Source organism: Sulfurimonas lacustris (assembly GCF_059705355.1).
This window is the reverse complement of the sequence record NZ_AP046125.1, coordinates 804,069-823,260: the sequence shown is the minus strand read 5'-3', so window position 1 is coordinate 823,260 and position 19,192 is coordinate 804,069. Positions and strand designations below refer to the sequence as shown.

Annotated in this window: 25 protein-coding genes; 24 read left to right on the top strand and 1 reads right to left on the bottom strand. The window is 38.0% G+C overall.

The annotated features are described in order from the left end of the window. Positions 1-22: 22 nt before the first annotated feature. Positions 23-436 (bottom strand): helix-turn-helix domain-containing protein, encoded by a 414-nt coding sequence (locus AC6H4V_RS04325; RefSeq protein WP_497607608.1) that lies wholly within the window; start codon positions 434-436, stop codon positions 23-25. Positions 437-532: 96 nt separating this feature from the next. On the opposite strand from AC6H4V_RS04325, the gene AC6H4V_RS04320 reads away from it, so the two are divergent. The 24 genes from AC6H4V_RS04320 (at position 533) to AC6H4V_RS04205 (ending at position 19,192) form a co-directional block, all read left to right on the top strand. Then, entirely contained in the window at positions 533-790 is a 258-nt protein-coding gene (locus AC6H4V_RS04320; RefSeq protein ID WP_497607607.1) for a helix-turn-helix domain-containing protein, read from the top strand. A 34-nt stretch (positions 791-824) separates the two neighbouring features. Then, complete coding sequence (locus AC6H4V_RS04315) at positions 825-1,424, top strand: hypothetical protein (protein ID WP_497607606.1); 600 nt, start codon at positions 825-827, stop codon at positions 1,422-1,424. Continuing rightward, positions 1,421-1,861: a hypothetical protein gene (locus AC6H4V_RS04310; protein WP_497607605.1), complete on the top strand. Its 441-nt coding sequence runs from the start codon at positions 1,421-1,423 to the stop codon at positions 1,859-1,861. Before AC6H4V_RS04315 ends, AC6H4V_RS04310 begins: the two co-directional genes overlap by 4 nt. Next, positions 1,861-2,049 carry a helix-turn-helix domain-containing protein gene (locus AC6H4V_RS04305; protein WP_497607604.1) on the top strand — a complete coding sequence of 63 codons (189 nt, stop codon included), beginning with the start codon at positions 1,861-1,863 and terminating at the stop codon, positions 2,047-2,049. Before AC6H4V_RS04310 ends, AC6H4V_RS04305 begins: the two co-directional genes overlap by 1 nt. A gap of 9 nt (positions 2,050-2,058) precedes the next feature. Then, positions 2,059-3,411, top strand: coding sequence for a hypothetical protein (locus tag AC6H4V_RS04300; RefSeq protein WP_497607603.1), 1,353 nt, complete (start codon positions 2,059-2,061; stop codon positions 3,409-3,411). A gap of 85 nt (positions 3,412-3,496) precedes the next feature. Further along, entirely contained in the window at positions 3,497-4,075 is a 579-nt protein-coding gene (locus AC6H4V_RS04295) for a hypothetical protein (RefSeq protein ID WP_497607602.1), read from the top strand. A gap of 3 nt (positions 4,076-4,078) precedes the next feature. Further along, on the top strand, positions 4,079-5,635 hold the full coding sequence (locus AC6H4V_RS04290; RefSeq protein WP_497607601.1) for a hypothetical protein: 1,557 nt from the start codon (positions 4,079-4,081) through the stop codon (positions 5,633-5,635). A 71-nt stretch (positions 5,636-5,706) separates the two neighbouring features. After that, complete coding sequence (locus AC6H4V_RS04285; RefSeq protein WP_497607600.1) at positions 5,707-6,222, top strand: hypothetical protein; 516 nt, start codon at positions 5,707-5,709, stop codon at positions 6,220-6,222. Positions 6,223-6,227: 5 nt separating this feature from the next. Then, positions 6,228-9,422: a hypothetical protein gene (locus AC6H4V_RS04280; protein WP_497607599.1), complete on the top strand. Its 3,195-nt coding sequence runs from the start codon at positions 6,228-6,230 to the stop codon at positions 9,420-9,422. Between the two features lie 279 nt (positions 9,423-9,701). After that, positions 9,702-10,778 carry a reverse transcriptase domain-containing protein gene (locus AC6H4V_RS04275; protein ID WP_497607598.1) on the top strand — a complete coding sequence of 359 codons (1,077 nt, stop codon included), beginning with the start codon at positions 9,702-9,704 and terminating at the stop codon, positions 10,776-10,778. 15 nt (positions 10,779-10,793) lie between these two features. Beyond that, positions 10,794-11,249: a hypothetical protein gene (locus tag AC6H4V_RS04270; protein WP_497607597.1), complete on the top strand. Its 456-nt coding sequence runs from the start codon at positions 10,794-10,796 to the stop codon at positions 11,247-11,249. 242 nt (positions 11,250-11,491) lie between these two features. Beyond that, positions 11,492-11,947, top strand: a complete 456-nt coding sequence (locus AC6H4V_RS04265) for a phage holin family protein (protein ID WP_497607596.1) — start codon at positions 11,492-11,494, stop codon at positions 11,945-11,947. A 1-nt stretch (position 11,948) separates the two neighbouring features. Continuing rightward, complete coding sequence (locus AC6H4V_RS04260; RefSeq protein ID WP_497607595.1) at positions 11,949-12,368, top strand: hypothetical protein; 420 nt, start codon at positions 11,949-11,951, stop codon at positions 12,366-12,368. A 31-nt stretch (positions 12,369-12,399) separates the two neighbouring features. Next, positions 12,400-12,555, top strand: a complete 156-nt coding sequence (locus AC6H4V_RS04255) for a hypothetical protein (protein WP_497607594.1) — start codon at positions 12,400-12,402, stop codon at positions 12,553-12,555. 55 nt (positions 12,556-12,610) lie between these two features. Beyond that, entirely contained in the window at positions 12,611-13,120 is a 510-nt protein-coding gene (locus AC6H4V_RS04250; protein ID WP_497607593.1) for a glycoside hydrolase family protein, read from the top strand. A 3-nt stretch (positions 13,121-13,123) separates the two neighbouring features. Next, on the top strand, positions 13,124-13,513 hold the full coding sequence (locus tag AC6H4V_RS04245) for a hypothetical protein (protein WP_497607592.1): 390 nt from the start codon (positions 13,124-13,126) through the stop codon (positions 13,511-13,513). Next, on the top strand, positions 13,513-14,070 hold the full coding sequence (locus AC6H4V_RS04240; RefSeq protein ID WP_497607591.1) for a hypothetical protein: 558 nt from the start codon (positions 13,513-13,515) through the stop codon (positions 14,068-14,070). The genes AC6H4V_RS04245 and AC6H4V_RS04240 overlap by 1 nt, the downstream gene beginning before the upstream one ends. A 2-nt stretch (positions 14,071-14,072) precedes the next feature. Further along, a complete protein-coding gene (locus AC6H4V_RS04235; protein ID WP_497607590.1) occupies positions 14,073-15,155 on the top strand; it encodes a hypothetical protein in 1,083 nt (360 codons plus the stop codon). Between the two features lie 106 nt (positions 15,156-15,261). Next, positions 15,262-16,002, top strand: a complete 741-nt coding sequence (locus AC6H4V_RS04230) for a hypothetical protein (protein ID WP_497607589.1) — start codon at positions 15,262-15,264, stop codon at positions 16,000-16,002. Positions 16,003-16,024: 22 nt separating this feature from the next. Beyond that, entirely contained in the window at positions 16,025-16,246 is a 222-nt protein-coding gene (locus AC6H4V_RS04225; RefSeq protein WP_497607588.1) for a hypothetical protein, read from the top strand. Positions 16,247-16,381: 135 nt separating this feature from the next. Further along, complete coding sequence (locus tag AC6H4V_RS04220; protein WP_497607587.1) at positions 16,382-17,545, top strand: phage capsid family protein; 1,164 nt, start codon at positions 16,382-16,384, stop codon at positions 17,543-17,545. Between the two features lie 9 nt (positions 17,546-17,554). Further along, positions 17,555-17,941, top strand: coding sequence for a hypothetical protein (locus tag AC6H4V_RS04215; RefSeq protein ID WP_497607586.1), 387 nt, complete (start codon positions 17,555-17,557; stop codon positions 17,939-17,941). A 9-nt stretch (positions 17,942-17,950) separates the two neighbouring features. After that, the gene (locus AC6H4V_RS04210) at positions 17,951-18,604 is read left to right on the top strand and encodes a hypothetical protein (protein ID WP_497607585.1); all 654 of its coding nucleotides are present in this window, start codon (positions 17,951-17,953) and stop codon (positions 18,602-18,604) included. Further along, the gene (locus tag AC6H4V_RS04205; RefSeq protein WP_497607584.1) at positions 18,605-19,192 is read left to right on the top strand and encodes a hypothetical protein; all 588 of its coding nucleotides are present in this window, start codon (positions 18,605-18,607) and stop codon (positions 19,190-19,192) included.

Genomic DNA, 19,192 nt, shown 5'->3' with positions numbered 1-19,192 from the left:
AATATATATACTCTTTTTTCTTCTACACTTTTGACATCTCTTTGAATTGCTCCAGTCTCTTGATTATCTGCAAAACAAACTCTTCAGGAGCATAAGCAAATAGACTAATAAGCTTTTGCAAATGTTCACTCTCTGAAATACTCTTTAGTATCTTTGGATCTAAAGAGTTATTGAAGGCTTGCTCTATTTTTTCGATGTCATATTCTAACTGCTCCAGCTCACTTATTTTCATCTTGCCATCACCATACAATAACCAGTTTACATTTATCGGTTCATCTCGCATACAGTGCAAGAGCGTATCTGTGACAACCTTTTTTCTACTGCTCCAGCTCTTGACAGTATCGTAGCTTATATTGAGCTTGTGAGCAACATCAGAGTATGTACTCACACCATAGTAAAGTTTCAATCTTTCCATAATTTCTTTATAATTATTCATTTTGCATCCTTTTCTATTGACATAAGTTTCGATTTGTACTAAAATACCGCCACATATATAAATATTATACTCCAAAAATTAAAAAAAGGCGCTTTTATGGCTGTTAATATAGAACTACTAAGAAATGCTTTAGGATTAAACAAAGGAGAGTTTTGCCAAGAAATAGGAATGTCTATTTATGGGTATAAAAATTATGCAAATGGTAAAAGAGTTTTTCCAATTAAGAAAGCTATTGAACTTGCTTATAAATATGGGTTTTCTCTTGATTGGTTTTATTTAGATGATGGAGATGTTAGCAGCGACCGTTTGAAGTCTGTTATTAAACTTAGAAAAATTGCAAATGGCGGCGAATAAATAAATGTTATTTGCTTTGAGAATAAATCAAAAGATGGCACAAGATGAAAAAATATCTATCAATGCTGCTATTGTGTTTGAGACAATTTATCAACTCTCTCGCCTATCCTATGCTAATATTAAAATTGTTAATGGAAAAAACTATTTTGTAACTTACAAAAGCTACATACTTCAGCACATTCCACTTTTTAGCATAAAGTCTCGTACTCTTTCTACAGCTATTGGAGAGCTTGAAAAATCTGGGCTTTTAGAGAGTATAGATAAGGGTAGTGAACCAGCCTACTGTTTTACTCAAAAAGCTGATAAATATATAACTAGCTCTTTTGCTCCTGCAAACGATGGCATTACGCCACAAATAAAATCCCCTAAAAAACAGCCTCTTTTTTCTTTGCCAAAAGCTTTGGATGCAAATGGATTGAGTGATGAGTATATGCGTTTGTTAATGCAACACGCAGCAGATGTACTCAAAGAAGAAAAGATGGACAAAGATGAGTTTGGAAAGTTCCTAGACCACCACAACGCTAAAGGCACAAAGTTTAAAAACTGGTTGAGTGCTTTTAGAAACTGGGTGCGAAATTATAAAAAATGGAATACAAATGGCGGCGAAAATAAAAATGGGCTGTACACGTCATGATACGATTACTCGATGATTTAGTTTTGCTCAAAGAGATAGATGAGATAGAAGGAACGCAATACAGTTCCGACCAACTTAAAAAAATGTATCCTGAAAAAATTGTTGTTATCCGTCACACCTCTTACATCTATAAAGATGTTTTATGTGATATTGCAAGAAGTAACGCTACAACACTTGATGATTATATTCAAGCAGGAGAGTTGATAGAGGCTTTGTCTGCAAACAAATCACTTATAAAAGACCGCATACGATTTATGAAGCAAACAAAGGTGGCTTTATTTGAATACCTTTTAGTTTCAAATGTTTACTTTGTAAAGCTAGATGCAGAGTTGAAACATCTCTTTCAAAACTTTCAGCCATTTTTGGCAAATTATGCAGATGCCGATAACTTAGTCCATTGCAAACTTCTTGGCGACCTCAAAATAGGGTTTTATTGATGCAAAATAAAGAGTGGTTAAATCCAAAAAATTTTGAAAAAGAGTTTGGAATGTCTTTGAGTACACAAGCTACTTATCGCTCGAAAAAAAAGATACCTTACTCAAAAATAGGCGGCTTTATATACTACAGTCGTGTCAAGATAGATGCTTGGCTCTCACAACATACAATGAATACAATTGACGCTTAGGGGCAAAAAATGAATGACTTAGACAATATAAGAGGTTTGATACTTAGCACAATGCTAAGTGCCAATGAGTTTGGCGGAGTAGATTTATCAGTAGTTATGAGCACAGGCATAAGCAAAGATTGGTTTGTGAGTGATTCACATCGTGCAATTTTTGAGGTTATGAGTGTATGTTATGAGGGTGGGCGCGCATTTGATGATGGGGTAATATTACCTTATATGAAAAAAATGAATGTCACTCATGCTGAGGAGTTGTTGCTTGAAATTATGGCAAATAAACAAGTTCCTCAAAACATTCTCATAGAGCATATAGCATCTTTAAAAGAGAACTACCACAAACAGATGTTGCATAAGTTAAACGCAGACATCACAAAAGCTTTGGCAGATGAAAATATATCAAGTGCGGCAATCAGTCAAATGATGCAGAACCAAATTGACGGATATGCAAGTCTTAATAAAGGCTCATCTACAAAAAGATTGAGTGAAGTTCGCAAGCTTAGAAAGTTAAAGCCTCCTGCTGTAAGGATAGAAACAGGTGTTCCGTTTATTGATACCGTCTTGACAGATAAACACGGAAATAGCGGCATTAGAAATGAGGGATTATTTTATATCAGCGGTTTAAAACAGAGTGGAAAAACATACATATTGACACGCATTATAGAAAATGTTTCAAAAACTCATCCTGTAATGTTTGGAAGTTTAGAGTTTGGTGAGGATATGTACGATGAAAATGTAGAGTCGCAACAAGAGGACGGAACATTTAGCGGAAACATAGACAATATCCATACCTTTGACAACATTTACGACATAAACGCAATATGTGCAGAGATACGCTTACAACATAAACTCTATGGCATACAGCTTGTTTGTATAGATAGTGCTATGCGTGTATCAAATAATAATCCTTTGCTAAAAACAGACGAGAGACGTATATCTGAAAAATTCGTAAAGCTTGGAATTTTAAGTAAAGAGTTACAGATTCCAATTATTATAATTGTGCAAAGTTCAAAAGAGGATTTAAAATCTTCTATGGTTAGTGTTAAGGGTTCTATGGATGCAGACCATGAGGGATATGTTTGGTTTCACATTACAAAAGTAAAATCAAAAGATGAAGAGAGTGAGCTTCGCCATGTAATTTGGGTTAAAAATAAAGATACACATAAGCACCCTGTACAACACTTAATGTTTGTACCGCAAACAAGCGACTTCTACAGAGTTGAGATAGACGAGCATGGAAACGCAGGAAAGGCGCTTGATAAGTTTAGAAAACCACCCGCAAAGATGATAGAGACAGCTTACGAAACCATACAAAGCACACCTATGCAAGACGATAACTTTGGCATGAGTATGCCATTTTTAAATTAAACAAGGAGAATAGAGAGTGACTGCAAGTGAGAGAAAGAAGTTAAGAGAGAAGCGTAAGGCTAGAGAAAATAAGGGAGATAAATAGATGGCAAATATTGGACGAGTTTATAAGAGTAGTTATGTAAATAAAGATAAGGTTGTCGTGAATACGATTATGCTTGATATTCGTACTTTGAGTGTGAAACATACACTTAGTATTAGTGTGAACAGACTTAAATATCCTGATGGTGTGATTAATGGCAATGTTGTTGCAGGGAAAGAAGAACATCCAGATTATCATATTTGGGCGAATTTGGCAAAGCGTGGTGAGAGTGGCTGGAGTGAGATTGTAGGGAATGTGCGCAATGCTGTAAGCGACCAAGGTTTAGCTTATAAAAGAGCTGTTTTATTTGACCCTTTTGTCTCTAAAGAAAATATATACTTTACGCTCTTTAGTGTAGAACCTGAAAAGAGAGTGGATGAAAATCATCTTTACAATGTTGTAGCACAACCTTTTAGAAATATGAGTCATGATAATAGTTCTAACAACAATCAAGCAGCACAACCTAGTTATGAGCAGCCATCCGCTACTTATGCAAGAGAAGATGGTACACAAGTGCCTATTTACAATGCGCCACTTCCTGCGCCTATCGACATAGACGAAAATGATGAGATACCATTTTAGACTATGAAAAAAGATATTGAAGATATTTTAGCTAAGAAAAAAGCAGAGCCAATTCGTTTGGCTTTGTGCAGAAAAGATTTACTCTCGTATGCAAGATATATCTTTGAAGAGGAGTACGAAACTCCTTTGCTTGAAGCTTGGTATCATGAGCTGCTTTGCAACGCACTTATGCGTGTAGCAAGCGGTGAAGTTACACGGCTTATTATAAACATTCCACCTGCGTATGGAAAAACAGAGTTTGCGGTGCGGCTCTTTGTCTCTTGGTTTCTTGGAAATGCTCCAAAAAAAAGAGTTATCTATACTTCTTACTCCGATGATTTAGCAACAAAAACACCAGCAGAAGTTAAGGGTTTGATTGTCTCAAAAGCCTACAATAAAGTATTTTCAAATATGTCACTTGGTAGAAAAACATCAGACAAAGAGTGGTATTTAGAGAGTAATGGCGGTATGTTTAGTACAACTGTTGGCGGTGGTATTACAGGGTTTCACGGAAATATTGTCATCATAGATGACCCTATGAAAGCTATTGAGAAAAACTCTAAGGCTACGAGGGATTTGGTAAAAAACTTTTATAAAGGGAGTATCACTTCACGACTCCGTAAAGATGATCCTAATAGTGCCATTATAGTTATTATGCAGCGGTTACATGAAGATGATTTGGTGGGCTATTTACTTGAAGAAGAAGAAGATATTTGGACACATATAAATCTTACAGGGATTGAAGATGAACCTAAAGTATATGACTTCTTTGACTATCACTATGAGAGAGGAGCACATGAACCGCTTAATGTTCATTTTGAGGGTATAGAACAGTTAGAGCGACAAAAAAAAGTCATGAAAGAAGATTGGTACTCTCAGTATATGCAAGACCCTCGAACGGTTGAGACTGGGTATGTAAGTGATGAGGACTTTGTAAGTATAGCAACTTGGGAACTCAGCGAAGATAACAAGTGTATCAGCATTGACCCTGCACAGAGCACTAAAGAGACTTCAGACAATCGGGCAATTAGTTTAGTTGGAGTTTGTCTCAATATTGAGAAGATGGAACTTTTTAATGTTTACGGCACTTGGTTTGGGAAGTGGAGTAATGAAGAGTTTATTAAGCAGATTATAGAAGTGATGATAAATAATCCTAGCGTTCCTGTTTTTATGGAGAGTTCTGGCGGCGGTATCATTACAGAGCAATATCTTAAAAAAGAGATACAAAGAGTGAACTATCAGCTTAAACTAGAGGGAAAAGCGATACTTACAAATAGAGTTGTGTTGTTTAATCCTAAGACAAAAATATCTAAAAATCAAAAAATAGACCAAAGTATCACTTGTCTTAAAAATCATCAAATCCGTTTCGTGGTTGGTGGTGCTGGGCAAGAGCAAGTGAAGATAGAGTACCGTGGTTTTCATCCTGAAAAAGACTCAAAGCAAGACGACTGTATGGAAAGTATTGCCAATGTTGTTGTGAATGGTTTTGTGGTGGCTAAGAGTCCTCCAAAAAATACAACTATCACTCTTGGCAATAATGCACTTCAAAGAAATAGACAACATTCCTCATGGCGAATATAAAAGAGCCGTTTTAACAACCCACTTAAGCAAAAAATAATAGCTAATATTTCTCATAATTTAAAAGGTCGGTTATGAGAGAAGTTACACTTACTATTGCAAAGCTTGGTTTAAATGTTGGCGATGTGATAAAACTACAGCTTATTGACAGTGTAGGCAATGTTTGCATGGCAAACACTGGGTATAAGCTAGATGAAACTATCACTCTCTCAACACCAACACTTAACACAGAGCTACTAGAAAATAGCTATATCAGTATGCTCTCTTTTTACAGAATCACACTTCCTAATGGACTTAAATTTAAGTTTAGTGTTCCTTTTAATTTTGAGGGTGTACCGCATGACATGCTCTCTCTCTTGCAACTTGGATGCTATAAGGGGATAATCGACCAAATAAACGGCACTCTTACTAAGGACTTTGTTGTGAAGCTAGACCTTTATTTCACGGGGGAAAATCCTCACTTCACAAAAGTAGAACTTGACATCGTACGACTTTATGAATACTACGCAAACGACGTGTACGGCACAACATCAACAATTGACATCATGCAAATGATGGATGAATATTTAGCAACAATCATAGGAGAATAAAAAAAATGAAAACAACATCGTTTATAGAATCAGTAAATAAAATTAGAGACAATCTTGATGCAGTTCTTGAAACAGGTGCTCTCTTCAGTCAAGAGGTCGTTGATAAGTTAGCAGCTTTGTCGGGTACGGACTTGACACTTATCATAGAGGATTTTGCAAAAGGCAACTACCTAGGAAATCGCAAAGTTGACATAGATTTGGCACTCAACAACTTAAGTGTTACAGAGCTTGTGACATACAAGCAAGCAGATATTATCCTCGTAAGCGGTGTAAAACTAGAAATGCCATTTGATAATGGCAGTGGTGGGATACTCGAACTTACGTCACATGCAGACATAAAAAACTACATCGTAAATCATCCGCTTTATGCACAAGTGGTGGATACAGAGATGGTTGTGAGTGAAGCGTTTGGTGACACCCCTGCAATGATGCGTGTTCGTGATGCAGATGGCAAGGCTTCAAACATTGAGCGTGTAGAGCTTCATGTTTACACTGGAACAGTTGCGGATACAAAGCCAGTTTATTTCTGGGCTAAAACTACATCTTCGCTAGAGACACTTGCAAATCGTGTCGGCGATATTATTCAGTTAGGAAACGATATTGACTCTATCGTTACGCTTTCACAGCGTATAGATGAGTTAATATCTTTACAATCTGAAATAGCGAGTATTTTAAGTGTGCATGCAAATCTTACAAACGTTGTAGCTACGGGTGCAAACATAATAAGTGTCAATACGACTGCATCAAGCATAGCAAATATAAATACTTTGGCTCTTAAAATAGTTGAGTTAAATGCTATTTATGCAGACTTGACAGATATTCTCGATGCATCCAATCAGGCAGATATTGCAACTGCTGCTGCTACTCTTGCAACAGAAAAAGCAACTGCGTCTAGTGTGTCTGCGGCAGCGGCGGCGGCTTCGGCAACTCTTGCAACGACAAAATCAAACGAAATAAAAGCGGTAACGGCTCAGGCACAAACTCTTTCGGCAGGAAGCACGGCTACGGCTTCGTATAATCCTACCGATGGCAAACTTACCTTTGGAATACCTCAAGGAAATAAGGGTGATAAGGGTGACAATTTTACGGTAAACAGCGTAGGCTTGCTTTCTCAAAAATCTCTTTATGATTTACAAGGCTTAGGCTTTAGCTTTTTAGCAATAGACGAAGCACTTATTTATTTTAAACTAAGTGCAACAAGCGGTGACTGGTCGCTTGGGTCTCCATTCGGAAAAGGTGAAACGGGCGATACTGGAGCGGTAGGCAACGGCATTGCAAGCGTAAACTTTTTAAGCACAACAGACGGAAGTGGACTTCCTGCACAAAGTGGTGCAACAGATACATATCGCATAAACTTCACAGATTCCACAACGAGCAATTTTACTATTCATAACGGGCTTGATAGTGATGTTTTTATGGTTGATTTAACAACGCATACGGGCAATGTAGCAAATCCACATGCCGTAACAAAAACACAGGTCGGGCTTGGAAATGTGGATAATACGAGTGATGTTAATAAGCCTGTTAGTGATTTGCAACAGACTGCACTTAATCTAAAAATTGACAAAACTATAGCTGTAGAAAAAGACTCAAGCACTGGTGCGGCAAGTATTCCTATAGGAACAACGGCACAAAGACCTCTCACTCCTCAAGATGGTTGGTTGCGTTTTAATTCAGAGCTTGAGGCTATGGAGATTTTTAACAATTTAGAATGGGGTGCTATAAGCGGTGGCGGTGTAGATTTTACCGAACTTTTTGACCCTACGGTTACTGTAAACCCAGATACTTTAGGAGCAGTTTTTGTAAATGCTTTAAGCGGAGAAGTTTTTATTTGTACCGACATAACTGCAAATGCAAACAAGTGGGTAGGAACACACGGTACGGTTGTCCCTGCTCTTGTTGTAACCAATTTATTTGGAAGAATTTGGAATATTACTGATGATACGTATAAGCGTGTAGGACTAAGAAATGATAAATTTAGTCCTGCTACGCAAAACGAGTTTACGACATGGCTCAGTCCTACTGCCGCGAGAGTCAATGATAATGATGTCTCTATTGCAAGTGATTTGACGGCGGAGCTAGATACCAATACAAATTTGCCTTTTAGCTACATAAAAAGAAAAGTTGTATCAAATGCAGGTGTTGTCACAGAATTTGACCACATAACCGCTCCTACTATTACACAACAGATTATGAGTGAAATACCTAAGTGCTACTACATAGATGCTCTTATTGTTTCAGATGCTAAAGAGTATGACATTAAGCTCACATCTTTAACACCTTTTAGCGTCAATGTACTTACCGACTTAGGATTTGCTTCTGTAACTAGCATTACATGTTTTAACCCTACTAGCGGAATATCAAGCGGTACAGTTTTAGGTAATGTCGTAACAAGTGCTTTGCACCCTGCTTTTGTTTGGACTACGGGAGCAGAGGCAGACTTTACTTATGTCGGCTCCTTCCACTCGGTTGCAGGTCGCTCTACTTTTGGAACGGGCATCAAACCTACAGCAAGCATTACGCTTCCAACTGCAAGAACACAACATACTGCTTTTGGTTCAAATTTCGCACAACACGACTTTTGGAATAACTCTCTTATACAGCTTTTAGCTTATATTGAAAGAGGTTCAAACTACTTAGAGCAAAGTGGAACTAAGTGGGATGGAAACAGTAGTTCATATGATGGCAGTCAAACTTCTTATGACCAAGATAATGGAAAAACATTAGCCTTACAAAACAGAACAGGAACTATCATAGGTTTAGTTACCGACATAGGCAAAGTAATCGCCAACTCCTACAGAGGTATAGAAAACTACCACTCTGCACTATGGATGTGGATAGACGGCATAAATATCAACGGTGGTATTTGTTATCTTGCAAAAGCAGGTTCCGCAATGGTATCGGACATCGCAACTGCTCCATACTTTGCAAGCGGATATACGGCTACTATAACCGCCGCATGGCAAAGTATAAACAAATGGCAAGCAGGAACTTTCATTCCACATGCCACAGCAGGAGGAACGACAACAACAAAAGTGAGTGACCAAATGTATGGAACAACTGGATGGCGAGTGCTGCGATTCGGTGGGTATTTGAGTAACGCTGGGCTTTCGGGGCTTTCTTGCTGGACTGGCGTCGCTGCTTCTTCGGGCTTGCTTTGGGGTCTTGTGTCTCGTGCGAGCTTTCGAAAATTTCTGTAGATAAACTTAAAGTAAACTTAAAATGAACAACATAGGGAATAAGGAGGAACGAGTGCTGCAATTCGGTGGGAATTTGAATAACGCTGGGATTTCGGGGCTTTCTTGCTGGAATGGCAACAATGCTTCTTCGAGCTTGAATTGGAATATTGTGTCTCGTGCGATTTTTTGTCAACGTACTATTATACTCCTCCTTATTTCCTTAGCTCTTGCTAAAACACACTACTATCTCTCACGATGGATTAGTAGCCAAGTGGCGAAACTTCAGAGAGGACAAAAGCTATGAAGAGAGTTGGCGATTTATTTGAAAAGATTGTCAATATCGACAATATTGTAAAAGCACATTACAACGCAAAACAGGGTAAAGCGCACTATGACGAAGTGCAAATGTTCGATAAAGACCCTTATTACTACGCTAATAAAATAAGAGAGATGCTTATAGACGGAAGCTGGATACCTGCCATTAGCAGCAAGTTTAAGAGAGTTGAAAATGGTAAAGAACGAGAGATAACCAATATAAAATATTTTCCTGATAGAGTGATACACCATGCAATTATGCAAGTTGTAGAGCCTGTTTTCCAAACGGTTTATATAAAAGATACCTATCAGAGTATCAAAGGTAGAGGATTACACAAAGGCGTTATGCGCGTAAAGCAGTGGCTGCAAGATGAAGAAAATACCGAGTATTGCCTCAAGATAGACATACAAAAGTTTTATCCTAGTCTTAAACAGCACATCATTAAAGATGTATGCAGAAAAAAAATCAAGTGTAAGCCTACACTCACACTTTTAGACAAACTTGTAGACTCTGAGGATGGCTTGCCAATAGGTTACTACTCCTCGCAGTGTTTAGGAAATTTTGTTCTAAGTTTTTTTGACCATCATATAAAATCTTTTGGTGCTAAATACTACATTCGCTATGCAGACGACATAGTAGTGTTGCATAAATCAAAATCATTTTTGCATTCTTTGAGAAAGAAGATGTCACTTTTTTTGGAAAATACTTTAGAGTTGAAAATGAAAAAGAACTGGCAGGTTTTTCCTTTACAAAAGCGTGGACTTGACTTTTTAGGATATAGATTTTTTAGAAAATATACGCTCGTCCGCAAAAGTATTGTTAAGAAAATGAAAATAGCGTTCAAGAGAGCAATTTATTCACTCCGCGATATTAGTAGAGTGATGAGTTATTTAGGCTGGGTAAAGCATGCCAACAGCTACAATCTACAAAGAGTGTATCTTCCTATGGTTATGCAGATGGTAGAACGCGCGGCTAAAAACATACACATACGCAATCCGCTTAGAAAAGTTTATCTTTTGGCTAAGCCGACAAAAAAGCAGCTGTGTTTCCAATTATACTAAACTAGGAGTAAAGAGATGAAAATAATTAAAAATGTAAGAAGTTCACAAGAGCAAGAGGCGGTATCCATATACCCAACTGAAACACATGTGCTTGTAAACAAAAGAGATGTTTATGTAGAGCAAATAGATGGAGATACTACTGTTCAGTATGAATATGACTGTGTAGTTGTAGAAGATGCTCAGATGTATGCGGATGTAGTTTTAGCTGCAACAGAATTTTACAATGCTATTCGTAAAATAGAACTTCTGGGCAACATCATAGTAACAGTCAATAGCGGTATTAGATTTTATGCTGATGATGTTAGTAGGAATGACTTAAGCAATGTACTACTCCTTTCAAATGTAGACACTGATACAACTATGTGGAAAACTCCTGATGGGTTAAAGCTTGTAACGGTGCTTGACATCAAAGAAGCTTTGCGTCTTGGTTTAGTAGAAAAAGGAAGAATTGTAGGTGCTATAAATGGGTAAGTTGGAGCTATATACCAAGTTTGACAATGATGTAAGAAAACGCAGTCGCTTCATGCGGTTTGCTTTAATACTAGACCAGATGTTTAATGTACTGTTTTGGAACGGAAGCCAAGACGAGACTATAAGCTCTCACATACATCGCAGACAGACAAGCGGTAGATCTACATGGTTCGATGATATGGTTTGTTGCTTTTTAAAGATGATAGAGAGTGAGCATTGTGTAAAAAGTTTAGGAGAGTGAAATGGTAGCAGAGAGCTTAAGTGCAAGTGTATATTCAAAGGTTGTGTTTAATTTTTTTACGGTGTGTCTTGGCGGAATGTTGACGTACCTCGGACTTAACGGAGAGTCGTTTTTCCTCTTTAGTGTGTTGCTTATTATAGATTATATGACTGGAGTGGCAAAAGCGTACAGGTTAGGACACCGCATAACAAGCAATAGGATGAAGTACGGTGTGCTATCTAAGCTCTCTTTGCTTCTCATACCTATTGTTTTGGCTATCGGTGCAAAAGCGGTGGGTGCAGACTTTAAAACGGTGCTTATGGTAGGTATAAACATACTTGTGTTGAGTGAGATTTACTCCATCATAGGAAATATCTACTCCATCCGAACAAAAGATGAACTGCCTGAGTATGATGTAGTGGCAATGCTGGGAAAACGAATACGAAACGTACTTATAAGATACAGCGAGGAGGGATAATATGCCCATAGGAACTATAAGGATATACGCCCTGGTTGTTGTGCTGCTTGCACTGCTGGGAGTCGGCTATAAGTGTTACGCGCATCAACAGGCTCTTAAAGACGAGATAAGTCTGCGAGATGTAAGCATATCTCAGCTTGAGAGAAAACTAGAAGATACGCAAAAAGAAGTATTAATAGCCGAACTTGAAAAAGAGAGGTACAAGGTTACCGTCGAGGTGCAAAACAGAGAGACCGCATTACAGAATGAGCGACACAGCCAAGCGCAAAAAGAGCTTACAAAGTGGCGCGCAGATGCGAAGAAATACCAAAGCATAGAGAGACATCTACCGTCTCAAACAATCATATATAGGAGCAATTGTGAAGATATTAAAAATTATTTTGACAGTCTTGATGGCTTTAGCCTTGACAGCCTGCAGTAATAAACAAGAGTGTAAACCGATAGAGACAAAGGTGTATATAGATAAGCCTGTTCCGTATGCGGTGCCTGTTCCTTGCAAGATTGAAGAGGTAAAGTGCGGAGAGCTTAGAGGTACTCCGATAGAGAAGCAGAACCAATCACTCAAGTGCATAATGGAGCTTAGAAAATCAATAGAGGGAAATAGATGAGAAAAAAACTAAACATATTCGGATTTTATTTTATAAGTAGAGCAAGGAGAACTAAATGAAAACGTATCAACTACTTGCAGTAAGTCTTATTGCTGAAGCAGAGGGTTTTAGTAACACAATATATAAATGCCCTGCTGGTTTCAATACAATAGGCTATGGGCATAATTTGGATGCTAACCCATTAACCACGGATCAGAAAAAATTACTAGAGCCTAATGGCTCCATAAGCAAAGACGCTGCTATGATACTGCTCTTTGATGATTTGCCTAAGTACGAAGAGGAAGCGAGGGAACTGGTGGACTTTGATGGTTTAAATGACTATAGAAAAGCATTGGTTATAGATTTGGTTTACAATCTCGGCAAAAGCGGTTTTGAGAAGTTTAGCGTTACTATCGGGTTTATAAGAATGGGAGATTACAACAATGCCTCAAAAGCGCTTAAGGCTTCTAAATGGTTCGAGCAAGTAGGTCATAGAGGCGTAAGAAACTGCGCTATTATGAGAGACGGTGTGATTTATAGCTATGCGGATATAGAAGAGCTGACAAGCAAAATGATGAGGGGGTAGGAGATGCTGCAAAAGAAAAGCAACAACCTTGGAGCCGTTGCGCTTACGAAAGCACGAGAACTCCAAAGCCTGATAGATGTTCTAAACAGCACTACCATCGGAAGCCTAAGCGAAGATATTACTGCAGCTGCCAACGCTATTGTTGCGATTAACAATAACATTACATCCATTGTCGATTCTATAAACGCCAACACTGGCGCGCTTACTCTTGTAAACGCAAAGCTAACTGCACTCTCTACTCTTTTTGGACTTGCCTTTGATGTAAATGGTGCACTTACAACAGAGGCATATACTACACATGTACATAGCTACGAGGATGCAACTATAGCAGATACGGCAGATGGCACAGGCGTAGAGACGAGCACAACTAAAACCACGACAGGAGTGAACTAATGGCAATAGATATAACAGACTTATCGCTCATTTATGATACTTTTTTAACTAAAAGTACAGATAAACTAGCAAACCTACAGACTGCAACGCAAATGGAAGATGAACATTTTGCTGGCGCAGTATCCAATGTTATCGCTGCCGCAATGGAGAACAGCATCCGTTCCTTACAAGTTATAAAAACAAACCAGCTTCTTGATGCTCAAATTATAACGGAGCAAAACAAGGCAATTGATATTGCCTCTACTACAGCAGTGCGTAATGCCAACTCGAATGCCGACATCATCAATAAAACAAAGCAGGGAGCTTTGCTTGACAAGCAAGTATTAAAGCTTATATCAGACACACTATTTGTTGAGAAACAGACACTGGAGCTTGGACGCTCTGTTGAGTTTAACAATAACATTAAAGCACTTGACAGCTATGCGGATATGATTGGAACTATGGGAGCGGGAGGATTGGTTATTAGTACTGATATGTGGACTACACTCTTTAAGATGATAAGTGAGCTTAACGAACATGGCTCTATTCCGACATCTACAACCATAACTAAGTTGTAAGCATGAGTGGGACTATTGGTTATGATGGAGGCACCTCTGCCACTACCCTTCTTGATTTTGCTAACATTATGCTTGGCGGAACTGGCGGAACTGGAGTAGCTGGAGACCCTGCAGAGTCAGGCGGCTCTGTTTATGTTCCAACGGGCAATACTGTACAAACAAATGTATTTTCTGCCGACACGCTTGTTACAGAGTTTGGTGGCAATATTGCAACCATTGAGAATCCATATACGCAAACAATACATACATCTACAAAGTATACTGATGTTTATATTCATGTTCCTGTTTTTGATAGCAGAGGAAATATAAGTTATATGAGACGTATCTATACTGGCACGATCTCAACAAAAATCTACTCTAATAATCCAGCCTATGCACAGTTTGAAACAGCAGCGACTACAGCACAGCAAACAGAAGCATCACAAATTACAAATTCACAACTTGGAGAGTTGCAAACTCAAATTGATGATTTTTCCAATACTCTAGATAAATATTATGATAGAGATATATTTGGAGACACCGTTGCTATAGATACTACAGCAAACACCATAGGAACACTAGAATACGAAATTGCCCAATTAAAACTCCAAGATGAGTTATCTCAAAACTATGACAGAATAGACGATACAGATAACACTGCAAGAATAAAAGCATTAGAGGAACAGCTCGCAGAAAATGAACTAGCACTGGAACAGCTCACTACAGAGTACGATAAAGAAAAAACAGACTTTGTTAGTAAAATGACTACGCCAAAAGTCGATGATTGGAAGTGGGATTTTTATTGGATATCTGAGCCTCCGATGGAAGAGTATGACTATACCTCTACGGCAAGACAAGATATAAAAAGTTTTATGATACTAAACACCACAGAAGAGATGAACAGATGGATGGCGGGCGGAGATTTATATGATGCTCCACGTGCTGGAGATGTTGCTTTTAGTGCAGTGGGCAACCTTAACACCGTGCGCTTCTTAGGTATCGCAGATACCAACAGAACAGCAGACATGGTTCTTGCCCACATAAACCCTGAGTTGCAACAGATATTTGGAAAGTTGGCAGGGGAAGATAACTTTAATATCTTTTAAGCACTAAAGTATCATATAAAAATCAAAAAGGATGTTTTAACAACCCACTTAAGCTTTTTTTTCTCTATACAATACCCTTAATAATGAAAAATTAAAGGACGCATTTATGGGAAATGAAAAAAAAGATGAGGTAGTTGATTTTATGGAAGCAGCTTTAGGGCTTAAGGATGAAGCAGTCACTCCAGCAGTTACACAAACTGTTGAAGAAGTTGTTGCACCTGAGACACAAACTCCTACACCACAAACACCATCTACTACTCTTGTCACGCAAGAACAAATATCAATAAATAAAGAACTTGCAAAGCTTGATATGCAGATAGAAGCTCTTGAAGCTTCTATTGTAGATGTAAACGCATTTTACGAAAACCTAGAAACTGAGTTAAGTGAAGAAGAGCAGAGTTTAGAGTTTAGTGACAAAAGCGCTTACATGAAGCTTGTTAGCAAAAAAGCAAAAGAGTATGAAGTTACGCACTCTAAACAAAGCGAGATAGCTGCACTTAACTCACAAAAGCAAGAACTTGAGCGTGTGTACGAGCGTCAAAGTGCCATCACAGAAGTAACTGCAAAATATCCTGATTACAATCACGAAAAAGTACTGGCATTTTATATGCAAGAGTTAAGTTCAAACGAACAAAACGCAATTATATCGGCTTCTAAGTCGTACGCTGATGTTTATGAAAATGCTTATAAAAAATATATTATCACAAATCCATCAAATATACACACTGAAATAGTACCAAATATACCAAATATAAATAATGTTAGAAAGCAAAATGTTAATAATGGTAGCATTGAGAACGGTTTGACATCCCACGATGAACAACTAAGACAAGCCTTGGGGCTATAAAACAAAAGGTAGGTAAAAGTATATGTATGATGAAATGAATAAGGCGGTAGTAGGCATGATCGGACAAAGAGATGAATACGAAATAAAAGAAGATTTAAGAGCCGTGAAGCGTGCAATGGTAATTTTTAAGGATGCAGTTCGTCTTAAAGATGTGCAAGAGATGATAAAGCGAGATAAAAAAACGCAAGAGAGTTTAGACTTTGTAGCGGATGGTGACTTACAGCAAGCTCTTGGGCTAAAGTGAGTTTAGGGTAGAGAAACCTACCCTAAAATAAGTAGCAAAGAGCCAACCCTATGCGTCGCTTTGCTACTTACTTTAGGGTAGGCAAAAGTTAGAAGTGTCTTTAAAACATTTACAACAAAAATAAAGGAAAAAGTTATGGCAGAAGTTTTTGGTGGATTGTCGGCAGGAGATTTTTTATCTGATGCTGATACAAGAGTAGCGTATAGCAAGGCGGTAACAAAAGAAGTTACTAAAAAAAGTAAGATGAAACCGTTTATCGCAACAAGCGAAAACGATACAACAAGCATCATTCGCAGTGTTTTAAAAACTTTAGAGCATGGAAGTATTGTTGGTGTTGAGATGGAAGATGCACTCATTGAGAGTGGAGCAGTAGGAAATGTGGACTTTTCAGCAAGTGGCGAAGAGCTTAAAAACATTAAGCAGTTTATCAAGATAGACAGATTTCAACATGCTGTTCCTTCAACTCAAAGTATAGTAAATCAAAGAAATGCAGACTCATTTAAGTCTCGTTCTAAAGATTCACTTAGTAACTGGGGAACTATGAAGTTTGACAAAATCGCTTTTAGTGCGTTAAGTGCAAACTGTACAAACGTTGTTGTTTGTGGACACCATGCAGATGCAACACCAGTGAACCTAATCAAAGCGAATGTACTTACAACTACAGATGTTGAAGAAGCAAAACGTAGAGCATTACTTGGTTTAAATGCGCTTGGTAAAAATGTTCCTCCACTCATTCCTGTAAAAACAACGCAGAATGAAAACATGGGCTACTATGATGAAGTAGAGTACTTTGTAATGTTTGTCGGAACAAACTCGGCTAGAAACATCAAAACAGACCCGAACTGGGAAGCTGCAAGAAAAGATGCGCTAGAGCGTGGGAAATCAAACCCTATTTTTAGTGGTGCTTTAGGTTTTTGGGATGGCGTTCTTTTACTTGATGTAAAAACAGACACGGCAAGACAATCGGGCGTACTTACATCTAGCTCTAAATTTGTTGGTTTTGGAAATGTGAAGTCTGCTGACTTGTCTATTTACAAAGGCGGTGTTGCAAACCAAGAGACTGAGATTAACTTACTTGTTGGTGCTGGTGCTGGTTATATTGTAGTTGACCAAGGTGTAGCGTATTATGACTGGGTAGATAAATCTGACCCTCGTAGAATGAACGCAGGGATTGACCGTGTGTACGGTTTTGCAAAAACAAAGTATGAAGCTAGTGCAAACGATGGCATATTAGCGGATAGCATTTTTGATGGTAACGATTATGGCGTTATTGCCGTTGTTGCATCAACTGGGATATAGGGGTAAATTATGGCTATTACAGTAAATAGAAAAAATCGTGAGATTAGAGATAGCGGCAAAGTTTCTTTTGTCGTTAAGGGTTCAGATGTTGGCAAGACGCTTGACTTTATGGGTATTGCAGAGGGCTTTCGTGTAACGAATGTAAACGTAACTGTAGATATTGCTTTTGAAAATGCAAACAATACTATCAGTGTTGGAATTGAAGGTGATTTAGTTCGCTTTGTTCCTGCTACTGTTGTAAACGCTGTTAAGGGAATTGGGTTTAATAACCGTCAATTAACTGCTACTCAGTCTATGGCTATCGTGGTAGATGTTGTTGGTACTGCAAGTGCAACAGGCAGTGCGACTGTTACAGTTGAATATGCGAAATTGCCAGTTTCTAAGCAAGAGTACTAGGAGTAGGCAATGGCTAAAGTACATTTTGCACCATATAGTGCTATCAAGTATGTTGGGTCTAAGGCTAAGGATTTTAATACCTCCTTAGCTCGCCCTAAGCCTACTCTTAAAAAAGGCGACATTGTTATCGTTGAAAAAAAAGATGCGTTTAATCTTGTATCTAAAGGATATGGCGAATTTGTAATGGTAGATGAGATTGAGTTTTTAAAAGCTGACATTGAAAATGCAGATGCTTTAAGAGAGCTTGAAGACGAAAATATCAGACTTACAGAAGAAAATGCAAAACTAATGGTAGATGAGATTGAGTTTTTAAAAGCTGACATTGAAAATGCAGATGCTTTAAAAGAGCTTGAAGATGAAGTACTCAGACTTACAGAAGAAAATGCAAAACTAATGGTAGATGAGATTGAGTTTTTAAAAGCTGACATTGAAAATGCAGATGCTTTAAAAGAGCTTGAAGATGAAGTACTCAGACTTACAGAAGAAAATGCAAAACTAAACGCAGAACTTTTAGTTGCTTTGGCTTCATTGGCTGAAGAAAATACTATTAGTGAAGATACAGAGCTTGAAGCAGAGCTTAAAGCAGAGCTTGAAGAAGCTTTTGGAACTGTTCCTGAAGTTGCACCTGAGACTTTACTCGTAAATGAAGATGAGACAAAATAGATGAAAGCAAGCGACTTTATACTCCAAACTCGTGCAGATTTACAAGAGAAGTCTGAACACTGGAAGGATGAAGAGTTGCTTATAAAACTCCAAAGAGCGTATGTCTCTTTGCAGTTTGACTTACCTTGTTTTATAGCTAGAGAGAACATAGATATAGTAGAGGGTAAACAAGATTATTATCTGACGTACACACCACTCAAAAATGTCGGGCTTATAGTCGATGGGCGTAATCGTGAGTTTAGTGCTACTGAGAGTTTTTATATAACTCCAAATGAAAACAGCTACACCTTTGAAGAGAACCTTTTAATACTTGGATTTGTACCAAAAACGCAAGGTGCTGCAACTATTGTTTACAAGTATTCCAAAGAGTTGGTGAATGAAAATTGTGAGATAGAAATTCCTCTTATTTATCACAAAGCATTACGCCTTTTGTTTATGAGTGAGATACACGAGAAACCTACTCGCAACACAAAAGAGAGAGTGTTAAGCGTTCACTACATTAAGCTTTATGAGCAAGAAGTCGCAAAGCTAAAAGTAGAACAAAAAGTACGAGCAAAAAATATAACATCAAATTATCAAAGGATTTAG